Annotated in this window: 13 protein-coding genes; 7 read left to right on the forward strand and 6 right to left on the reverse strand. The window is 64.5% G+C overall.

From position 1 onward, the window contains the following. Positions 1–377: 377 nt before the first annotated feature. The 6 genes from GY769_23520 to GY769_23545 all read left to right on the forward strand — a co-directional run bounded on the left by GY769_23520 (position 378) and on the right by GY769_23545 (position 10,364). Positions 378–629, forward strand: a complete 252-nt coding sequence (locus tag GY769_23520) for a hypothetical protein (GenBank protein ID MCP4204889.1) — start codon at positions 378–380, stop codon at positions 627–629. A 37-nt stretch (positions 630–666) separates the two neighbouring features. After that, positions 667–1,899, forward strand: coding sequence for a hypothetical protein (locus GY769_23525; GenBank protein ID MCP4204890.1), 1,233 nt, complete (start codon positions 667–669; stop codon positions 1,897–1,899). A gap of 6 nt (positions 1,900–1,905) precedes the next feature. Further along, a complete protein-coding gene (locus GY769_23530) occupies positions 1,906–2,655 on the forward strand; it encodes a TlyA family RNA methyltransferase (GenBank protein ID MCP4204891.1) in 750 nt (249 codons plus the stop codon). Beyond that, a complete protein-coding gene (locus GY769_23535) occupies positions 2,652–3,512 on the forward strand; it encodes an NAD(+) kinase (protein ID MCP4204892.1) in 861 nt (286 codons plus the stop codon). Before GY769_23530 ends, GY769_23535 begins: the two co-directional genes overlap by 4 nt. 122 nt (positions 3,513–3,634) lie before the next feature. Next, positions 3,635–7,555 (forward strand): hypothetical protein, encoded by a 3,921-nt coding sequence (locus tag GY769_23540; GenBank protein ID MCP4204893.1) that lies wholly within the window; start codon positions 3,635–3,637, stop codon positions 7,553–7,555. A 4-nt stretch (positions 7,556–7,559) separates the two neighbouring features. Then, positions 7,560–10,364 carry a BamA/TamA family outer membrane protein gene (locus GY769_23545; GenBank protein MCP4204894.1) on the forward strand — a complete coding sequence of 935 codons (2,805 nt, stop codon included), beginning with the start codon at positions 7,560–7,562 and terminating at the stop codon, positions 10,362–10,364. Here the strand turns inward: GY769_23545 and GY769_23550 are convergent. Genes GY769_23550 through GY769_23575 form a run of 6 tightly spaced genes read right to left on the reverse strand, consistent with a single transcriptional unit; the run spans position 10,319 to position 16,874 of the window. Next, positions 10,319–12,262 (reverse strand): hypothetical protein, encoded by a 1,944-nt coding sequence (locus tag GY769_23550; protein MCP4204895.1) that lies wholly within the window; start codon positions 12,260–12,262, stop codon positions 10,319–10,321. The genes GY769_23545 and GY769_23550 overlap by 46 nt on opposite strands. Before the next feature lie 55 nt (positions 12,263–12,317). Then, positions 12,318–13,424, reverse strand: a complete 1,107-nt coding sequence (gene rfbB, locus GY769_23555; protein ID MCP4204896.1) for a dTDP-glucose 4,6-dehydratase — start codon at positions 13,422–13,424, stop codon at positions 12,318–12,320. Further along, positions 13,417–14,295, reverse strand: a complete 879-nt coding sequence (gene rfbD / locus GY769_23560; protein ID MCP4204897.1) for a dTDP-4-dehydrorhamnose reductase — start codon at positions 14,293–14,295, stop codon at positions 13,417–13,419. Before rfbD ends, rfbB begins: the two co-directional genes overlap by 8 nt. Continuing rightward, on the reverse strand, positions 14,292–14,837 hold the full coding sequence (rfbC, locus tag GY769_23565; protein ID MCP4204898.1) for a dTDP-4-dehydrorhamnose 3,5-epimerase: 546 nt from the start codon (positions 14,835–14,837) through the stop codon (positions 14,292–14,294). The genes rfbD and rfbC overlap by 4 nt, the downstream gene beginning before the upstream one ends. After that, the gene (rfbA, locus tag GY769_23570) at positions 14,837–15,745 is read right to left on the reverse strand and encodes a glucose-1-phosphate thymidylyltransferase RfbA (protein ID MCP4204899.1); all 909 of its coding nucleotides are present in this window, start codon (positions 15,743–15,745) and stop codon (positions 14,837–14,839) included. Before rfbA ends, rfbC begins: the two co-directional genes overlap by 1 nt. A gap of 13 nt (positions 15,746–15,758) precedes the next feature. After that, on the reverse strand, positions 15,759–16,874 hold the full coding sequence (locus GY769_23575) for a glycosyltransferase family 1 protein (GenBank protein MCP4204900.1): 1,116 nt from the start codon (positions 16,872–16,874) through the stop codon (positions 15,759–15,761). Between the two features lie 103 nt (positions 16,875–16,977). On the opposite strand from GY769_23575, the gene GY769_23580 reads away from it, so the two are divergent. Then, a partial coding sequence (locus tag GY769_23580; GenBank protein ID MCP4204901.1) for a tetratricopeptide repeat protein occupies positions 16,978–18,496 on the forward strand: 1,519 nt, incomplete at its 3' end.

Below are 18,496 nucleotides of genomic sequence, written 5' to 3' on the forward strand. Positions count from 1 at the left end.
CCTGCCGAATCGGCTTGTCCTCAGCCGGTGCGGAGTGACTCGACGAAGAAGCCGGTCTCGCCCTTGCCGAGCGCAAAGCCGTTTGAGGCGATGCGAGGATCCGGCGTGGTGAGTGTAGGCGAGTCGAGGAGCCGCGATCTGCCGCACCGAAGCGGGGCGCTCGGCAAACAGGCTCATAGTTGCAGTTGATAGCGAGGAGACGCACAGATCGCCCGAGACGACTCCTCCAAGAGCCCGCCGGATCGCATGAGCCGAAAGGCTGAGCGGCGGCGAGGGCAAGGCCGGCTCTCAGCCCGTAGCGTTCCTTGGCCCGCTGCCTGCCGAATCGGCGCCGGAGTCTCTTCGACTCCGGTGGCCGTGGTATTCTGCTCTTCGTCATGGCCGTCGATCCCGAGCTTCTCGCAATCCTCGTCTGCCCCAAGACCAAGGGCGATCTCGAGCTCGTCGAGCTTCCGGAAGCCGTCCGCAACCAGCTCGTCGAGAAGTACAAGGAGCACTTTCGAGACGAGGTTCCCGTCGTCGAGCAGGGCCTTCACTGTGCCGAGTCCGGCCTGGTGTACCCGATCGTTTCCGACATCCCCATCATGCTGGTGGAGGATGCACTGCCCGCCGACGTCCTGACCGGCTGAAGCGGGAGCAGCTTGGCGCTCAGTTTCGCCCGCGCTTGTGTCTGACGTCTCCTCCGTGCCGGCCCGCAGCGACGGCAATCGATTCGGATTTGCCACCTTCGTGCTGCATCTCTGGGCGGTGGTCGCGCTCGCGATCTCGAATGCCGCCATGGTGCTCTCGATCGCGGCCGTACCGTTCGCCGTCCGAGGGAACCTGCGACGCGAGGCGGAGCGCATGGGCCGCTTCTCTGAGATTCTCAATCCTCTCGGCTTCTATGTTCTAGTCGGTCTCGCTTCGATCACGTTTTCGCTCGATTCCGTTTGGAGTCTGGCTCATGCCGACGAGATGTTGGGGCTCGTGACCCTGCCGCTCGCCCTTTTCTGGCTTCGCGATGCCGAATGGCTTCGAAAAGTGCTGGATGGAGTCGTGATCGTGGCCGCTCTTGCGGCTCTGTGGGGTCTGGGTCAGTTCTTGACCGGATACGGCGATCTCGGCCAGAGGATTCGCGGGCCTTTCTCGCACTACATGACATTTGCAGGCGTGCTCTTGCTGGCGAATCTGGTTCTGATTGCCAGGTTCGCCTGTCGCAAACCACGCCTCGGCGACTGGCGCTGGGGCGCCTGTGCAGTGATCACGATTGCCCTGTTCGGGAGCCTGACAAGAAGCTCGTGGGTGGCGCTGGCATTGACGCTCTTCGTGCTCGCCCTGTTGCGCCGGCCGAAGAGCGTTCTGGTCTGGATGCCGGTCGCGGTGCTGGGACTGGCGCTCTTGGCAGCTCCGGTTCGCCAACGGATCGCATCGATCGTCGATCTTCAGGATCCGTCGAATTACGACCGTCTGTCGATGCTCGATGCCGGGCTCGAGATGGTTGCAGAGAGACCGGTTCTGGGGCTCGGGCCCGGAATGCCGGAGCGCCTGTATCCGATTTACCGACCCCTGGCGGCACCACGTCACTCCGTTCCGCACTTGCACAACACCTACCTTCAAGTCGCCGCGGAAGGAGGGCTGGTCGGTCTGGGCGCCTATCTTTGGCTTATCGGTGCGGCCCTGCTGGCCGCGTACCGCGGCTACCGCAGATGCCTGGACGAACCTGGACGGCCGGGAGTGGGCCGGTGCTTCGAAGAGCTCTACCTGGGGAGTTTTCTGGCGTTGATCGGCTTTAGCCTGGCCGGACTATTCGAAGCCAATTGGCTCGACACGGAGGTTCTGCGTCTGACCTTGGTGCTGATGGCGACGCCGTTCATACTCACTGTCCAGGAGGGCGAGATCGGGTCGAGCGTGGGACAATAGCTTCGATTGGGGGTTGTCTTGGAACGCTTGGACCAGCTTCTGCAACGACGTGGCGTGTTTCCGACGCGTGAGCAGGCTCGACGCGCGATCATGGCGGGAATCGTAGAGGTCGACGGAAAGCGGATCGACAAGCCCGGTCGCTCGGTAGCTGCGGACGTTGAGGTCATGATCGCTGGCCCGGCGGAGCCGTTCGTTTCCCGAGGTGGCCGCAAGCTCGCTGCGGCGCTGGATCATTTCGGTTTGGATCCGACGGGCTGGGTGTGCATCGACGTCGGCGCTTCCACCGGCGGTTTCACCGACTGCCTGCTGCAGCGCGGAGCGCGAAGGGTCTTCGCGGTAGACGTCGGCTACGGGCAGCTCGACTACGGCCTGCGCAACGATCCGCGCGTGGAGGTGATGGAGCGCGTCAACGCGCGCTACCTCGAACGCGACGCGCTCGGTGAAGTCTGCGATCTTGCGACCTTCGACCTGTCGTTCATTTCGCTGGTCAAGGTGGTGCCCGCGATCGTGCCCCACGTCCGCGCCGGCGGGCTCTTGTTGATGCTGGTCAAGCCTCAGTTCGAGGTGGGGCGGCGCGAGGTGGGCAAGGGCGGCATCGTGCGGGACGAGGGCCTGCGCCGCGAGGCCATCGACAGGACCGTGGCCCGGTTGGAGGCCCTCGGACTTACGGCGCTGGGATCGTTCGATTCACCGGTACACGGCGCCAAAGGCAACAGGGAGGCCTTCGCCCTCCTGCGCAGGGAGCCCGGCGATTGAGTAGCGTGATCCGAAGCGTCGGAGTCGTCGTCAAGAACGGCAGCCGCGAAGCCGTGACCAGTGCTCACGAACTGGCGGACTGGCTGCAACGCCGGGACATTCGGGTGGCGATCGAAGAGGAAGTAGCGGTTGCACGTGACCCGACCTTTGCAGGGGACTTCTACGACCCCGGGAGCAACTACGATCTCGTAGTCGTCTTGGGCGGCGACGGCACGCTGCTCTCTGCCGGCAGAGCCGTGTGCCCCGGCGTGCCGATACTTGGCGTGAATCTCGGGCGATTGGGCTTTCTGACCGAGATCGCGAGAGCCGAGCTCTATCCGAGTCTGGTGGAGATCCTGGCGGGGCGTTTCGAAGTCGAGGAGAGATCGCTTCTGGAGATCAAGGTTATTCGAGCCGACGGGGGCTCGGCTTTCTACCGGGTCTTCAACGATGCGGTCATCGCGAAAAGCGCGCTGTCGAGGATCATAGAACTGACCCTGAAGGCGGACGGTGGCCTGGTGACGACCTATCGCTCGGACGGGCTGATCATCTCGACCCCGACCGGATCGACGGCCTACAACCTTTCCGCCGGGGGACCAATCGTCAATCCCCTGCTGCCGGTTGTGCTGTTGACGCCGATTTGCCCGCACACGTTCTCGCTACGGCCGATCGTGGTGCCGGACGAAAGCTTGATCGAGGTCAAACTGGAAACACGGGACGCCGAGGTCCATCTAACTCTCGACGGCCAGGAGGGGACGACGCTTGCGTACCTCGACACGGTCCAACTGATGCGAGCCGACAAGGGCGTCAGCCTGGTTCGGCTGAGCGGGCGCACTTTCTACGACAATCTGCGAGGGAAACTCCGCTGGGGCGGCTGAGCGCGCCCGGGCCAGACCGTTCCGCCTGATCAGCCGATCCGATGGTGCCGAAGCCCGAGGAGAAGCGGAAGGCAGGCGCCGAGAGGCCCCGGCGGCCGCGCCGGTCCAGACTGGCCAGGTGGGTGCTGAGGCCCCTGATCTGGTCTCCGGCGCTGATCGCGCTGGTTGTGGTTGTCCTCCTGGCGGTTCTGGGAAGCGCTCGTTTCGCCCGTTGGGCAGAGAGGTTTGCCGAGGCAAGAGCTGGTAGCTATCTCAATCGCCAGGTAGAGATCGGAAGTGTCTCGATCGATCTGATTCCGCTCTCCATCGAGGCGCGGGACCTGGTGATCGGAGGGCCGGGCGACGGAGAGCCCGCGTTCGCCGAAGTCGAGCGTCTTCAGGTGGATGCTCGGATGGGCTCGCTGCTTCGCCCGGGAGTGACTCTTCATCGCGTGTTCGTAGAAAAGCCGCTGATTCGAGTGAACTTCGACGAGTCCGGCCAGCACGACGCGCCTCGGACGCAACGCCGCAGGTTTCGGGACCAGCCCAGGCGTTTCGAGATTGCGATCGGCAGTATCGAAGTAGTAGACGGCGAGCTCGAGACCGAACATCGGAAGTATCCCCTGGAGGTTTCGGCGCGCGATCTCAGGGCCAATCTCGCGGGTGGCGACGATCGCCTCGAGCTGGTCGGCCAGCTGCGGGCGGACGAGGTGACCGTGGTGCTGCCTCAGGCGCGCCCCTACCTGGGCACGGTCTCCGTGCTCGGCTCGTACCGGCCCGGGCGGGCGGAGATCGCCGCCGGCAGTTTCGAGGCGCCCGACGTCGCCGCCGAGGTCAGGGGCTTCGTTCAATGGCGTGGCGAGAGACGCACGAGCTTCTCGATCGAGGCGTCGGGCCAGGGTCGCCTGCTGGATCGGCTCGGCTACGGCGACGGACTGGTTGATGGCCCCTTCGATTTCGTCGGCGAGTTCGTTCGAGGCGAGCGGGAGTGGTCGCTGTCGGGCGGACTCTCCTCGACGGGGATCGAGGTCGTCGAGCGTCGGGTGAGCTCGGTTAGCGGTCGTGTTCAGGTGGACAGCGAGGGAGCTCGCTACCGGATCGAAAGCGCCCGCTACGGCAGGGGCACGATCGACGGCTCGGTGCGGATGGCCCTGGGCTCGGAGAACGCGCCGGTCGAGCTCGATCTGCAACTCAGCCGAGTGGATGTCGGGCGGTTGTTGGAGGACCAGCGGATTCCGATAATCGGTCTAGCGGCCGAGGCGACCGGCAACTTCAGCTATCAGTTCCTGAGGCGTCAGCCTCGGTCGGGGAACGGCTGGGCCGACCTGAAAATCGAGCGCACCCTCGGGGCCGAGGGCTTGCCGGTCGATGGGTCAGCCGTCTTGAGCATCGGCGACGGTCGACTTCGGACCGAGGCCGTACGTTTGACGGGGGAGGACCAACTGATCGTCGCCACGGGCTCGTATGACATGGCCGAAGGCAGTGGAAGTTTCGACGTCGAGGTCACCAGTGAAGCGATCGAGGCGGTTCTGGCGCTCTTGCCGATGGCGGAACCCGGCGCTCTCTGGCAACCGGAACGAGGCCGCGGTGAGGTTGTGGCCGAAGTCATCGTCGACGGCGAGGCCGTGCAAGTTCTGACCGAGCTGAACCTCGAGGATGTGGAGGCGCCCGGCTTTCGGGCCGATCGCGTCCAGGGGAGGTTCGAGCTCGACCCGGTCGGGGTGCACGATCTGCGTGTCGAACTGCTCCGACCCACGGCCGGCCTGATCGTCACCGGTTCCGTGCCGCTGGTCGCGGATGTTGCCGCTGACGGGGATGACGACGAGCTCTTGCTCGCCGTCGACGCCGAGGGTTGGCCCCTTTCCGATCTGCAACCTTGGCTGCCGTTCGAGATGCCGCTGCAAGGGCCGTTTTCAGGCGGGGCGACGATTCGTGGCTCTCCAGAGGCTCCCGAAGGCTCGGCTCGGGGACGGGTGGCTCCGCCCAGCCTGGGGAAGCTCGAGGCCTCCCGCCTCGACTTCGATCTTGATTTCTCGCCCGAGCGAGTCGTGTTCCACGAGGCGGAGCTCGGTTTCGGTCAGGGCGCGATCCGACTCAGCGGAGACTACGACCTCCTCGCCGACCGCATGGCGCTCGCGGTCGACTCCGACCGTCTGGATCTGTCCGCCCTGGAGATGCTGCCGATCTCGGCGGAGAGGCTGGCAGGTACTCTGGAGGTTTCCGGCGAGCTTGGCGGCAGCATCACGAATCCGGACCTTGCACTGGTCTTCGGCGTCGAGAGCGTCGCGATCGATGACGCCGTACTTGGCGAAACCGGCTCAGGTGAGCTCCGGCTGGAATGGCATGGCCGCGACATCGAGTCTGAAGGCGGAATCGAAGGCCTCGTGCGACTCGCCGGCGGCGGCGTCTTGGAGGACGGGGTCGCAGATCTCGAATTCGAGGTCTCGAGCTCCGATCTGAGAGCGATTCTGGCGCTATTCCTGCCGCAGGCGGTGCCCGACTTCGAAGCTACCGGCCAGGGATCACTGCGTGTGGCCGGTGCTCTCGGCGCGGCACGGTTGCCCGCGGTGCGGCTGCGCCTGGACGAGCTTCTGATTCGGCGCCCGGGGCTGCGCGCGGTCCGGACGCTGGAGAACCTGGAGCCGGTGTCGATCGTTCTCGACGGAGGGGTGCTGGTGCTGGACAGTTTCTACCTGGCCACACCCGACGCCGAGAGCGAGTTTTTCGTTGCCGGGAGGATCGGTCTCGAAGACGACAAGACTCTGGACCTCAAAATGCAGTGCTCTCTGGGCGCGTCGTGGTTCGAGCCTTGGGCGCCGGAAGGGATCGAGCTCGTCGAGGGAACATTCGACGTGATCGGATCGATCGTGGGAACCGTAAGCGAGCCCCGTCTGGACGGGGTTGGTGAGTTCAGCGGAGGCAAGCTGGTCTCTACGGGATTCGCGGCGACGTTCGAATCGACCGAGGCCGTGTTTCTGTTCTATCCGAGACAGGCGGTTCTTGATCAGTTGTCCGCGCGGGTTGTCGGCGGTCGCCTCAACGGAGCCGGCACCGTGGGCTGGACCGAATCCGGCGAGCTCGACTACCGGTTCCAGATCTCCGGGGACGGTCTCAACTTCCGCTATCCCGAAGGATGGTCCATCCGGGGCAACACCGACTTCACGCTGTCCTCGAGTCCGGGCGGCCGTCAGCTTTCCGGTGCGCTGGATCTGGACCGCGCTCTCTACGTCACCGACGTGCCGGTCGAGCTCGACCAGCTCCTGCGCTCCTTTTTCGAGCAGCGCCGCGTCGAGGTGGAGGAGACCGATGAGCTGCTGACCACGACCCAGCTCAACCTGGCGGTCACCGCTGACGAGACCTTGAGGATCCGAAACAACCTGGCTGACTTGCGAGGCTCGGCGGATCTGGTGCTGCGCGGCAGCCTGGCCCGGCCGGTCGTCTTCGGCACGGTCGAGTTCGATCCCTCTGGACGGCTGATCTATTCCGGCAACGAGTACGAGCTCGAGCGGGGTCTCCTGACCTTTGCCAATCCGTACCGGCTGGAGCCGGTGATCGATCTGGTGGCTCACACGGGCCTGCGCGAATACGACGTCACCCTGAGCCTGTCCGGAACGCCGGAACGATTGAGCTTCGATTTCATCTCCGATCCACCCCTCGCCGAGTTGGAGGTAATGGCGCTGATGACCGGCGGCCGGCCCCGAGACCCGGAGTTCGGCGAGACCAGGGAATCCCAGAGCCTGCAGGGTGAGAACCTCGGTGCCGAGACCTTTCTCTACGGACAGGCGACCTCGCTGGTGGCGAACCGCTTCAACCGCCTGTTTGGCCTGGATCAGTTCCGGATCGTTCCACTGACGAGCTCGACCGGCGATCTGTCGTCGGCGCGAGTCACGGTCGGAAAACAGCTGTCACGCGATCTCTTCGCAACCTATTCCTACGATCCGAGCGAGACCGAGGAGCAGATCTTAGAGCTCGAATGGAGCATAAGCCGGTCTCTGATTCTGGTTCTCACGCAAAACGGCGATGGTACCTACGCGGTCGACGCCAAGTGGGAGAAGGCCTTCTAGATCGATGTGGGCGCGATTCAAGCTCTGCCTCCGGGTCGGCACGGTGCTCGTCTGCCTGGCCGGCGTTTCGGCGCCGGGGCAGGCAGCGAGGGTGCTGAGTGTCGAGCTGCGTGGCGACGTGGCGGGGAGACGAATGCAGGGGCTGATCGAGCTTCTCGCGGTCGAGCCTGGCGGCGACCTGGCGTTCGAGGACCTGCGCAAGAGCTTGCGGAATCTGCAGGCTTCGGGGCTGGTTGGCCGTGCCGAGGCGTCGCTGGTTCGAGAGGCTGGCGGTGTTCGCGTCGTCTTCAGTATTTTCTCGAGAGTTCAGGCTGCCGCGGTCGAAATCGTCGGCAATGATTGCCTGCGCGACTCGCAGCTGCGCGGAGCCCTGGCGCAGAGGCCGCAGACGCCTCTGAGCGAGAGTCGCGTCGTTCGAGGCGTCTATCGGCTGCAGGATCTTCTCAGCGAGAACGGGTTTCGCGACCGTCAAGTCGTCCTCGACGTCGAGATCGATGAGGCCGAGAAGCTCGCAAGTGTCTCGTATCACGTCAGCTGCGGCGAGCCGACGCTGGTCGAGAAGGTCTCTTTTGTCGGCAGTCTCGGTGCCTTCGACAGCAGCGAGCTGCTCGGGCGTCTGCGAATGACCGCCGGTAGGAGGTTCCAGCGCACCAAGCTGACCGACGAGAGAGAGCGTCTGGAGAGCTGGTTGGGCCGGCAGGGTTACCTGTCTGCCGAGGTCGGGCCCCCGAACGAGGCCCGCGATCTCGAGCCGCGCTCCGTGGCGCTCGAGTATCCGGTCAAGATGGGACCGAAGCTCGATCTGCGGGTACTGGGCTTCGATGACGAGGTGCTGCGCAAACGTGGCCTGCTCCAGGAGCTCGAGCAGGAGCGCTTCGATGAAGCCCTGCTTCTACAAACGGTCGGCCGGATCCGGAGTGATTTCCAGGGGCGTGGGCACTATCGAGCGCGGGTAACGGGGGAGGTCGTCGATCTCGAGGAGCGCCGGCAAGTCAACCTGTTGATCCAACCCGGCCCAACCTTCAGCGTGAAGAGCCTGGAGTTTTCCGGTAACGAACTGGTGCCGACCTCGGAGCTGGTCCAGAGAATGGCCAGCTCCACGGCGCGGACGTTCTCGCCCGGAAGTGGGCGCCTGGTGGACGAGGTCCTCGAAGAGGATCTGAGCAATCTGCGTTCGTACTACGCCCTGCAAGGGCTTGGCGGGGCAGAGATCGGCCCAGCTCGAGTTACGGTATCCGAAAGTGCGGGCGCGCTCGACGTATCGATCCCGATCGTCGAGGGGCCCAGAAGGCAGGTTGTCGAGGTGACCTTCGAGGGCATTACGGGCTTCGACCCGACCGCCCGAACGTTCGCGATCGCCGCGGGAGGCCCATTTCATCCGCGGCGCCTGGAGGACACGGTCGCCGAGATACGAGCTCTATGTGAAGACCTCGGCTATCTGTCAGCGCAGGTTTCCTCCGGCGTGACCTGGGATCCGACGCGTTCGTTGGCTTCGGTCGTGATTCAGGTGCTGGAGGGTCCCAGGGTCACCGTGGACCGCGTCATTTTTCGAGGCCAGGCCAAGACCCACACCGAGGTCGTTCGCAGGAGCGTAGGACTCGAGTCCGGCGATCCGGTCAGTCGGCGACAGCTGCTGGCAGGGCAGCGGGAGCTCTACCGGCTGGGGATCTTCTCGCGAGTGGAAGTGCGCTTGGCGCCGGCCATGCCTTTTGCACCCAGCCGCGACATCCTGGTCCGGCTCGAAGAGGGTCGGCCCCAGAGGGGAAGCCTGGGTGTCGGCTACGACTCCGAAGACGGGATCCGCACGCTTCTCGGGTATTCGCACGGCAACCTGTTCGGACGTGCGGTCGCGACGCGTTTCGATCTTCGCCTGAGCCAGCGGGAGCGGCAAGCTCGTCTTCTCTTTCGCCAGCCCTATCTAGGCGGGTTTAGAGCGCCGATCACCTATTCCATCTTCGGAGTCGAGGAGCAGGAGGAGAGCTTCGATTCGGAGCGCCGCGGGATCCAGGTCGACACGGAGATCGCGAAGGGCAGCACGAAATTCGGGGCGCTACTTACGGTGAAGCAGGTTCGGGTCCTCGACCCGGATCCGGCGCTCGAAGCGATCGAGATCGACCGGAACCTCCAGGAGGTCGACATCATCAGTCTGACCCCGCGATTCTTGATTGATCGGCGCAACGATCCCCTGGTTCCGACCCGCGGTTGGACCGCGGGATTGCAGGCCGAGTACGCCTTCTCGGCTTTCAGCGCAAGCGCCGAGTTCCTGAAGCTCTTTGGGCAGCAGACGGCTTACATCGACCTCGGCCGACTGGGAGTGGTCGCCGGGAGTCTGCGCGTCGGCGCCCTCGAGCCGCTCGGAGATCTCTCGGCGCTGGACCCGACCGTTCCCGGTGGACTCGAATCGGCCAACATCCCGATTTCCGAGCGCTTCTTCGCCGGCGGTCGAACGACCCATCGGGCGTATCGTCGGGATCTTCTCGGAGTGCCGGGAGAGAGTGTTCTTGTGGTGACCTCGGACGACGGCGGTGTGCGCCGGGTGCCGATCGGCGGCAACGGGCTCTTACTGGCGAACCTCGACTACCGGTTCCCAATCGCCGGTGCGGTGGGCGGCACGGTGTTCGTCGACGCCGGCAACGTCTTCGGGAACTGGGACACCATCGATCCGGAAGAGCTCGAGTACGGTGCGGGCGTGGGACTGCGGTACCTGTCCCCGATCGGGCCCCTGCGTCTGGAGGTGGGCTGGAAGCTCGAGAAAGAGCCGGATCAGAGTGGGGCGGTGGTGTTTCTCAGTTTCGGCAACCCATTCTGAGGCTGGGACCGGCGGGCACGATTCGAGGTCCCTGCCCCACCCGAAGCGAGCCCGGTGGAAACGCAGGCGCTCTCGCCCGCGGGTATTGAGACGGCCACGCCGAGCGCGCGAATGTCGGATGACGCCGGCAGGTCCGGATAGCGGCGAAAGTCGCTGAACGGCCGGAAGACCGGTCGCGCCATCACTTCCAGCAGAACCGAGTCTTGCTGGGGCGGCCCCAGCGGGATCGAGTGCCGGGTCCACACGCCGTCGATCTCGGACGCGAGCCGAGGTTGCCCATCGATCCGAACTACGACCTCGACCTTGTGCCGACCGGGGCGTGGATGGCCGTTTACGAGCTCGAGCTCGACCGTCTCGTGGCGCCACGGCAGCCGTCGTGCTGCGTATCTTCCGGTCCACTGGAAGGTCTTCGCCCCGCTGGTCTCCTGGCGGTGCCATCCGAAAGTCCGATCGCCGGCTGTGCTCAAAGGCTCGACGGCCAGGGCGCGCCACGGCAGCAGCAATCCCGCGGCGAGGATGACGGCCCAGGCCGCCCGGTCGACGGGACGCACGGCGAGCCTCGGCGCCAGAACAGCCGCCGAGCCGATCAGCATCCAGAAGAGCCATTCGATCATCTTGAGGAAGAAGAGGTACTGGACGAGGCCGTAGGCGAGGAAACCGGCGAATGTCAGTGCCAAACCCGCTGCGAGAACACGTTTTTCCCGATCGTCGTGCCTTGCTGCAGCGAGAAGAGTTTCGAGCAGAGCCCAGCAGACGATGGCGAATGCCGCCAGGCCGAGGATTCCGCGCTCCGCGCCGAGCATCAGGTACTGATTGTGAGCGGTCAGGATCTGGAAGACACCGGTTCGCCGCTCGGGATGGGCATTGTCAAAAACGGACGAGAAGCTGCCCAGACCCCAGCCGAGGACGGGTCGATCGTCGATCATCTCCCCGGTCAGGCTCCAGATCCTGAGCCGGCCCTGGGCGTCGAACGCGCTTCCTGTACGCTCGAACGCGGCGCCGAAGAGATCGGGCCGGACGAGAACGCTACCAGCGGTCAGGGTCAGCGCGATTGCCACACCGGCCAGAGCGCCCGAACGGAGTGGGCTCCTCGCACGCGGCTGGCGCTTGGGCTCGACAACGGCCAGTCTCCAGAGCGGCACCGCGAGCAGGAGCTGTCCGAGCGCCGTGAACCAGGCACCGCGCTGCTCGGTCAGAAAGAGGGTCGGAACCGCCAGGGCCACCAGAAGAGCCGACACGACCGATCCCCTGCGTCTCAGGGTCAACAACGTCGCCGCGGCGATCGGCGTCGCCAGGACAACGAATTCCGCCAACCAACCCGAATGAAAGAAGAGGGAATGCAGGCGGCTCTGCCAGAAGGGGCCTCCCTTCGCGCGGTAGGCGCCGAGGTCGATCAAGCCGGCGTGAGTGAGCAGACCCAGGAGCAGAGCGACCAGCAGACCCGACGCCAGCGCCAGGAAGAGTGGCTTGAGGGAATTGCGGGCAAACGCCCGCCGCACGGCCTGGTAGAGACCCAGCCCGATGCCCAGATTCGCCAACGCCCGCCAACCGTAGAGCGGCGTCCACGGCTCGACATCCGGAAGCGAGGCCACCAGGCGAGCGAGGATCGACGGGCTCCAGGAGGGAGGATGGTAGGCAAGCGGGACGAGGGAGGCCAGGCTCACCGCGAGGAAGGCCCAGATCGGCCAGTCGAGCCGAGACGCTGGCGGCCGGCCTGAGCGCCATGCGGTGCCGATTGCCGCCAGCGCGGCGACATCGAGGGCGCCCAGATAGGGCCCGCCCGGCGGCGAGCCGAACAGGGGCAGACACGCCGCGAGAACGAGCAGTCCTCCCCGTGGATTGCGGAGCCCCGCCGCCAGAACGGCCGCCGGAACCAGCCAGATCAGGGTCTCTGCCATCGCTTCATCGGCGCTTCACAGACAATTCCGTGACACTCAGCGGCACACAGTGGACTCAGGTGCTCGGGTACTGGGACTCGATCCACTGCCGGTAGGAGCCGTCCATGATGTCTCGCCACCAGGCTTCGTTGTCGAGAAACCAGCGGACCGTTTGACGCAGCCCGCGATCGAAGTCGATTTCAGGTCGAAAGTCGAGCTCGGCCGCGGCTCGGCGGGCATCGACGGCATAGCGCCGGTCATGTCCCGGCCGGTCCTTGACGAAGGTCACCGCCTCCGTGCAAGAGGAACCTCGCGACGGCCAGGATTCGGGGAAGCGGGTCCGCAGCTCGAGATCGGCTTCGAAGGCCTCATCCACTGTCCGGCACAACGTCCGAATCACCTCGAGGTTGGTTCGCTCGCGGCCGCTGCCGAGGTTGTAGGTCCGCCCGACAGGGCCGCGCTCGAGAACGCGCTCGATGCCTCGACAGTGATCCGCGACATGGAGCCAATCCCGCACGTTCGAGCCGTCACCATAGACGGGAACCTGCTTGCCGTCGAGAAGATTCACCAGTGCCAGCGGGATCAGTTTTTCCGGATAGTGAAACGGCCCGTAGTTGTTCGAGCAGTTGCTGATCGACGTTTCGAGACCGAAGGTCCTGGTGTAGGCCCGAACCAGATGGTCGGCGGCGGCCTTGCTGGCCGCATAAGGCGAGCTCGGAGCGTAGGCCGCGGTCTCGGAGAACGCCGGCTCGTCGGGCGCGAGGTCGCCGTAGACCTCGTCGGTCGAGACATGATGGAAGCGGTGGCTTCGGGGCTGTCGCTGACCGCTCAGCCAGGCCGAGCGAGCCGCCTCGAGCAGGCTGTGTGTGCCGAGCACGTTGACCTCCAGGAACGCGTCGGGCCTAACGATCGAGCGGTCGACGTGAGATTCGGCGGCGAAGTGGATCACGGTGTCCAGGCTCTCCTCCACCAGTAACTGGGCGACCAGATCTTGGTCCCGGATATCGGCATGAACGAAGCGCAGCTCGTCTTGTTCGCGAGCGGCATCCAGGCTCTTCAGGTTGCCGGCATAGGTCAGGGCGTCGAGTACCACGACCCGGTCCCCTGGGTGGCGGTCGAGCCAGTAGTGAACGAAGTTGGCTCCGATGAAGCCACAGCCACCGGTTACCAGAAGCCTAGGCATTCGCCGATTCCGAGGCGGAAGAGAGCGTGCGCGCCAGGGACTGCCTCCAATGTACAGGCTCGAGCTCGAGCTCGGACCAACTGGCAAACGAATCGAGAGCGCTGAAAGGCGGTCGCGGTGTGGCGGCGGCAAGATCTTCGGTGCGAATCGGAAGGACTGTTGCGCTCGACTCGATCAGACCCGATTGCAGGGCGATTTCGCCCACCGCGATTGCGAGGTCATAGCGGCTGGCTACGCCCGCGTCACAGAAATGCCGGATCCCGCTGGCGGATGGCAGGCTCGACCAGGTCCAGATCGCCCGCGCGAGGTTGCGTGCGGCAGTCGGGCTTCCGATCTGGTCCATGACCACCGCGACCTCCTCTCGCTCGCCGAGGAGCCTGAGCATCTTGGTGACGAAGTTCGATCCGCGCGAGCTGTACATCCAAGAGGTTCTTACCACCAGACTTCTGTTTTGAAGCGTATCGAGCACCGCCTTTTCCCCGTCGAGCTTGCTCCGGCCGTAGACCGAGAGCGGCTTGGGCTCATCTCCCGGAAGATAAGCGACGCCAGCGCGACCATCGAAGACGAAGTCGGTCGAGACGTGAATCATGCGGGCGTTGACCGCGGCCGCCGCCTCGGCCAGATTGCGAGCGCCGTCGCCGTTGACGGCGAACGCCGCTTCGCGGTCGGTCTCAGCGTCGTCGACGCGTGTGTAGCCGGCGGCATTGATCACCAGCTCGGGTTTCGCTGTTGCTATGGCGTCGGCGACCGCGAGCCGGTCGGTGATCGAAACCTCGAGGCGCGGAGGAGCCGTGATCGCTGTGCCCGTGGGAGCCGTCGCGAGGAGCGCGGAACCCAGCTGGCCGCTGCCACCGGCGACGAAGGCCCTCACGGGTAGGTCTCCGCGTCTCGAAACGCGGATCCCGCTCGATCGCGTTCGGCGAGCAGGGGTGGCTGAGCTCCCGCCAGCGGCCACTCGATCCCCAGGACCGGATCGTTCCAGACAATCGTGCGCTCGTCCTTCGGATCATAGTACTCGGTGCTCTTGTAGACGAAGTCGACCTCGGTTCGTGCATAAAAGCCGTGAGCGATACCTGGGGGAATCCACACCATGCGCCGGTTCGCACCCGAGAGGTTACGACCCGCCCACTGACCGAAGGTCGGCGAGCTCCGGCGCAGGTCTACGACCACGTCGAAAACCGAACCGTGGACGACTCGAACGAGTTTTCCTTGAGGTCTGGAGATCTGGTAGTGAAGGCCGCGCAAAGTGCCGGCGACCGAATGCGAGTGGCTGTCCTGAACGAAGCACTCATCGAGTCCGATTGCCTCGAACGCCGTCTGGTTCCAGCTCTCCAGAAAAAAGCCGCGCTGATCGGAAAAGACGCGCGGCTCGAGGACAATTACTCCCGGGATCTCGGTTTCGAGCCGGTTCATTAGGTGACCTGAATCGGTTCTTCAAGGACGGTTCGGAGATAGCGCCCATAACCAGAGTCGCCGTGGCCCGCGGCCAGCTCTCGCAGCTGCTCCGGCCCAATGAACCCCAGGCGGAAGGCGATCTCTTCCGGGCAGGAGATTTTCAGCCCCTGACGTTCTTCGATGACCCTGACGAAGTTGGCGGCGTCGAGAAGCGAGTCGAGGGTTCCGGTGTCGAGCCAAGCGGTGCCACGCCCAAGGATTTCCACCCTGAGATCTTGGCGCTCGAGGTAGGCGCGATTGACGTCCGTGATCTCGAGCTCTCCTCGATCCGAAGGCTCCAGCCCTTCCGCGATGCCCACGACATCGTTATCGTAGAAGTAGAGGCCGGTGACGGCGTAGTGTGAGTCCGGCTCAGCAGGCTTCTCCTCGATCTTGGTTACAGTGCCGTCTCTGTCGAAACTCAATACACCGTAGCGCGTGGGGTCTTTCACACGGTAGCCAAAGACCGTGGCGCCCGAGCTATGACTCGCTGCCTTTTTGAGCTTCTTGCGAAGTGTCCGCGCGTAGAAGATGTTGTCGCCCAGGATCAGTGCCACCGGCCGTCGGTCGATGAAGTCGCTGCCGATCAGCAACGACTCGGCGATGCCCCTGGGCTCTGCCTGCACCGCGTAGGAGAGAGAGATGCCCCACTGCGCTCCGTCGCCGAGAAGCTTTCGATAGGCCGCTTGGTCACGAGGCGTGGTGATGACCAGAATCTCTCGGATCCCGGCCAGCATGAGAGTCGTCAGCGAGTAGTAGACCATCGGTTTGTCGTACACAGGTATCAGCTGCTTCGACAACGAGATGGTGGCCGGGTGGAGGCGAGTGCCGGCTCCACCCGACAGAAGAAGGCCGCAGAATTCGGACTGGGCTCTCGGCTGTAGCATCGCGCAGGTTGAATTATAGATGCGCGCGGCCGGTCATGTCGCTCAAGAGCGCGGCGTAGCGTCGGGCTACTCGCTCCCAGGAGTAGCGCGTTCGAGCGCGTCTTGCAGCGGCAGCACGTAGCCATTCGAATGGATCGGGATTCCGACGGATTCGCTCCAGCTGCTCGGTGAGCGTCGCTGGCCGATCCGCTCGGAAGTAGAGCGCGGTGTCGCCTGCGACTTCCCGGTTTTCCGGCGTGTCGTTGACGACGACGCAGTTGCCGTAGCCCATGGCTTCGACCAGGGCCGGGTGGGTGCCACCCACTTCGGTCGCCTGCACGAAAGCGAGAGCGCCCGACAACAGCTCGCGGTAGCCGTCGCCGTAGATCGCTCCGGGAAACAGGACTCTCGAATCCGACCTGGCCTTGAGGTCGGCAATGAAGTTTCGCGAGTATGGCGCGTCTCCCACCATGACGAGCGGCAACCCCCCGCCGACGGCTCGGTAAGCCTCCGTAACGCGGTGAGGGTTATTCTCCGGCTCGAACCGGCTGACGTAGAGAAAGTACTCCCGTGGCCGGAGCCCGAGCTCGGCCAGCGTCGGTCCGGCTGGCAGCGGACGGGGCTCTACGCCGTAGGCGATTGTCGCAGAAGAGGCTCCGTAGTGCCGTCGGTAGTGGCTCTCGATGACCTTCGCATCGGTCACGAGTCGGGCCGGCAGCGTCACCGCGAGGAACTCGGAGATCGCGTACACTGCCCGTCCCACGCGTCCCCACTTGGCGCGCTGTTTCTCGATGCCGTCGACATTGAGGGCCACCGGAGTTCCTCTGAGCTCGAGCCACGGTACGAAAATAGCGTTGGCGCCGTTGACCATCAGCGCGGCGTCGTAACCGCGGGTTATCGCGTGCAGACAGGAAAGAGCCGTGTGGACCGGCGTTTCGGTGTATTTCGCGTAGAGGCTCGGTAGGCGAACGAGACGGACGCCCTTGAACTTCCGGCAGTCCCGAGCGGTGTAGCGGGAGCGGCAGTAGACGGTGACGTCGAACCCCAGCTCGACCAGCCTCGGGGCGAGCTCTTCGAACAAAGTCTCGAAACCGCCGTAACAGGCTGGTATGCCCCGACTACCCATCAGGGCAATGTTCGGTTTTGTCATCGAGCCTTGGGACATCGGGGACAAGCGGGCATGTTGCGAAGGAAGCCGGTAAGTCTCCTTCGTCGTAGACTAGCTGCGTGACGAACAAAAGGAAAAGAACCTGATGAAGCGAGATTGGACTCTCTGGATCGCCCTACTGGTGCTATTTGGGGGGCTTGCCACCGTCACCAGGGCGCAAGACGAAAACGAAGAGGTAGCTCCGTCTCGAAGTCACGAAACCACGCTCCTTCCTGAGTTCGTGGTTCCTGCCGACACCGAGCCGGTCGTTGTCGATCAGCTGCGCGAGCTGCATCATTTCGCCGGAGAGATCTTGAGCGACTCGGCACGATCCGACGCAGACCGGGCCGAGGCGGTTGGCGAGCTCGGGCGCCACTACCACGCCTACGGATTCTCGCGGGAGGCGACGGACTGCTACGAGCTCGCCGGGACGCTCGCACCACGAGATTTCCGCTGGACTTATCTGCTGGGCTACCTGGCTCAGGGCGAAGGCCGACTCGAGGAAGCTCGTGGACGCTATGAGAAGGCCCTTTCGATCGTCCCGGGTGTATCTCCGACCTTGATCCGGCTGGCTGCTGTCTATGCTGAACTGGGAAACGCCGACAAGGCGGAATGGCTCTATCGCGAGGCCCTGAGGACCGATCCCGCCTCGTCGGCGGCCGAGGCCGGGCTGGGGGAGCTTCTCCTGGGTCAGAACCGGGCCGAGGAAGCCGCAGTCCTGCTCCAGGGGGCCCTCGAGAAGACGCCGGAAGCAAATCGCCTTTTCTACCCGCTGGCGTTGGCATACCGGAAACTGGGGGAGGACGAAAGAGCGCGCCAGCTTCTCGCATGGCGCGGTGACGTCGGCATCAAGCCCGCGGACCCGGTCATCGACTCGCTCGAAGGCTTGAAGACAGGGGAGCGAGTTCACCTCCTTCAGGGTCAATCGGCTTTCTGGGTAGGACGGTACGCGGAAGCCGCGAACCAGTTCCGGAAGGCGCTGGACATCAATCCCGACAGCATCGGGGGCTGGATCGATCTGGGGTCGGCCCTCGGCGAGATGGGCAATGTCGATGAAGCTATCGGCGCGTTCGAGCGGGCCGTCGAGCTGGCTCCCGGTAACGAGACCGCCTTGTTCAACCTGGGTGTCTTGCTCTCGCGCCGCGGTGAGCACGATCGAGCGATCAACTACCTCAGCCAAGCGGGCCAGTTTGCTCCCGCTGACGGCCAGATTCGCTACGAGCTTGCTCAGGCGTTGCGGCTGGCCGAACGTTGGGAGGATGCGATTCTGCACTTCGATGTCGCGATTCAAGCTTTTCCGGCCAGGGAGGCGCCCTGGCTCGGCAAGGCCCAGGCGCAGACGCGCTTGGACGACCTGGCCGGTGCTCGAAAGACACTCGAAGACGGTCTCGAGCAGATTCCCGAGGGCGCTGTGCTGGCCCAAGCCCTGTCGAGGATTTTGGCGTCTTCCCCGGACCCGGCGGTTCGGGATGAAGAGCGGGCGTTCAACTTGGCTCTGAATACCTTCGAAACTCGCAGGGAGCTCTCCGACGCCGAGTGGGTGGCTGAAGTGCTGGCCGAGGCAGATCGATGCGAGCAGGCGGCGGAGTGGCTGCGCAAGGTTCTGGACGAAGCGACTCAGGCCG

The organism is bacterium (assembly GCA_024224155.1).
In the GTDB taxonomy this organism is placed as follows: domain Bacteria; phylum Acidobacteriota; class Thermoanaerobaculia; order Multivoradales; family JAHEKO01; genus CALZIK01.

Bases quoted from the DNA above. Each gene is read 5' to 3' on its own strand.
- GY769_23545 (MCP4204894.1), top strand. From the start codon at position 7,560: ATGTGGGCGCGATTCAAGCTCTGCCTCCGGGTCGGCACGGTGCTCGTC.
- rfbC (MCP4204898.1), bottom strand. From the start codon at position 14,837: ATGAACCGGCTCGAAACCGAGATCCCGGGAGTAATTGTCCTCGAGCCG.
- rfbB (MCP4204896.1), bottom strand. From the start codon at position 13,424: ATGCCTAGGCTTCTGGTAACCGGTGGCTGTGGCTTCATCGGAGCCAAC.
- GY769_23575 (MCP4204900.1), bottom strand. From the start codon at position 16,874: ATGACAAAACCGAACATTGCCCTGATGGGTAGTCGGGGCATACCAGCC.
- GY769_23520 (MCP4204889.1), top strand. From the start codon at position 378: ATGGCCGTCGATCCCGAGCTTCTCGCAATCCTCGTCTGCCCCAAGACC.
- rfbA (MCP4204899.1), bottom strand. From the start codon at position 15,745: ATGCTACAGCCGAGAGCCCAGTCCGAATTCTGCGGCCTTCTTCTGTCG.
- GY769_23550 (MCP4204895.1), bottom strand. From the start codon at position 12,262: ATGGCAGAGACCCTGATCTGGCTGGTTCCGGCGGCCGTTCTGGCGGCG.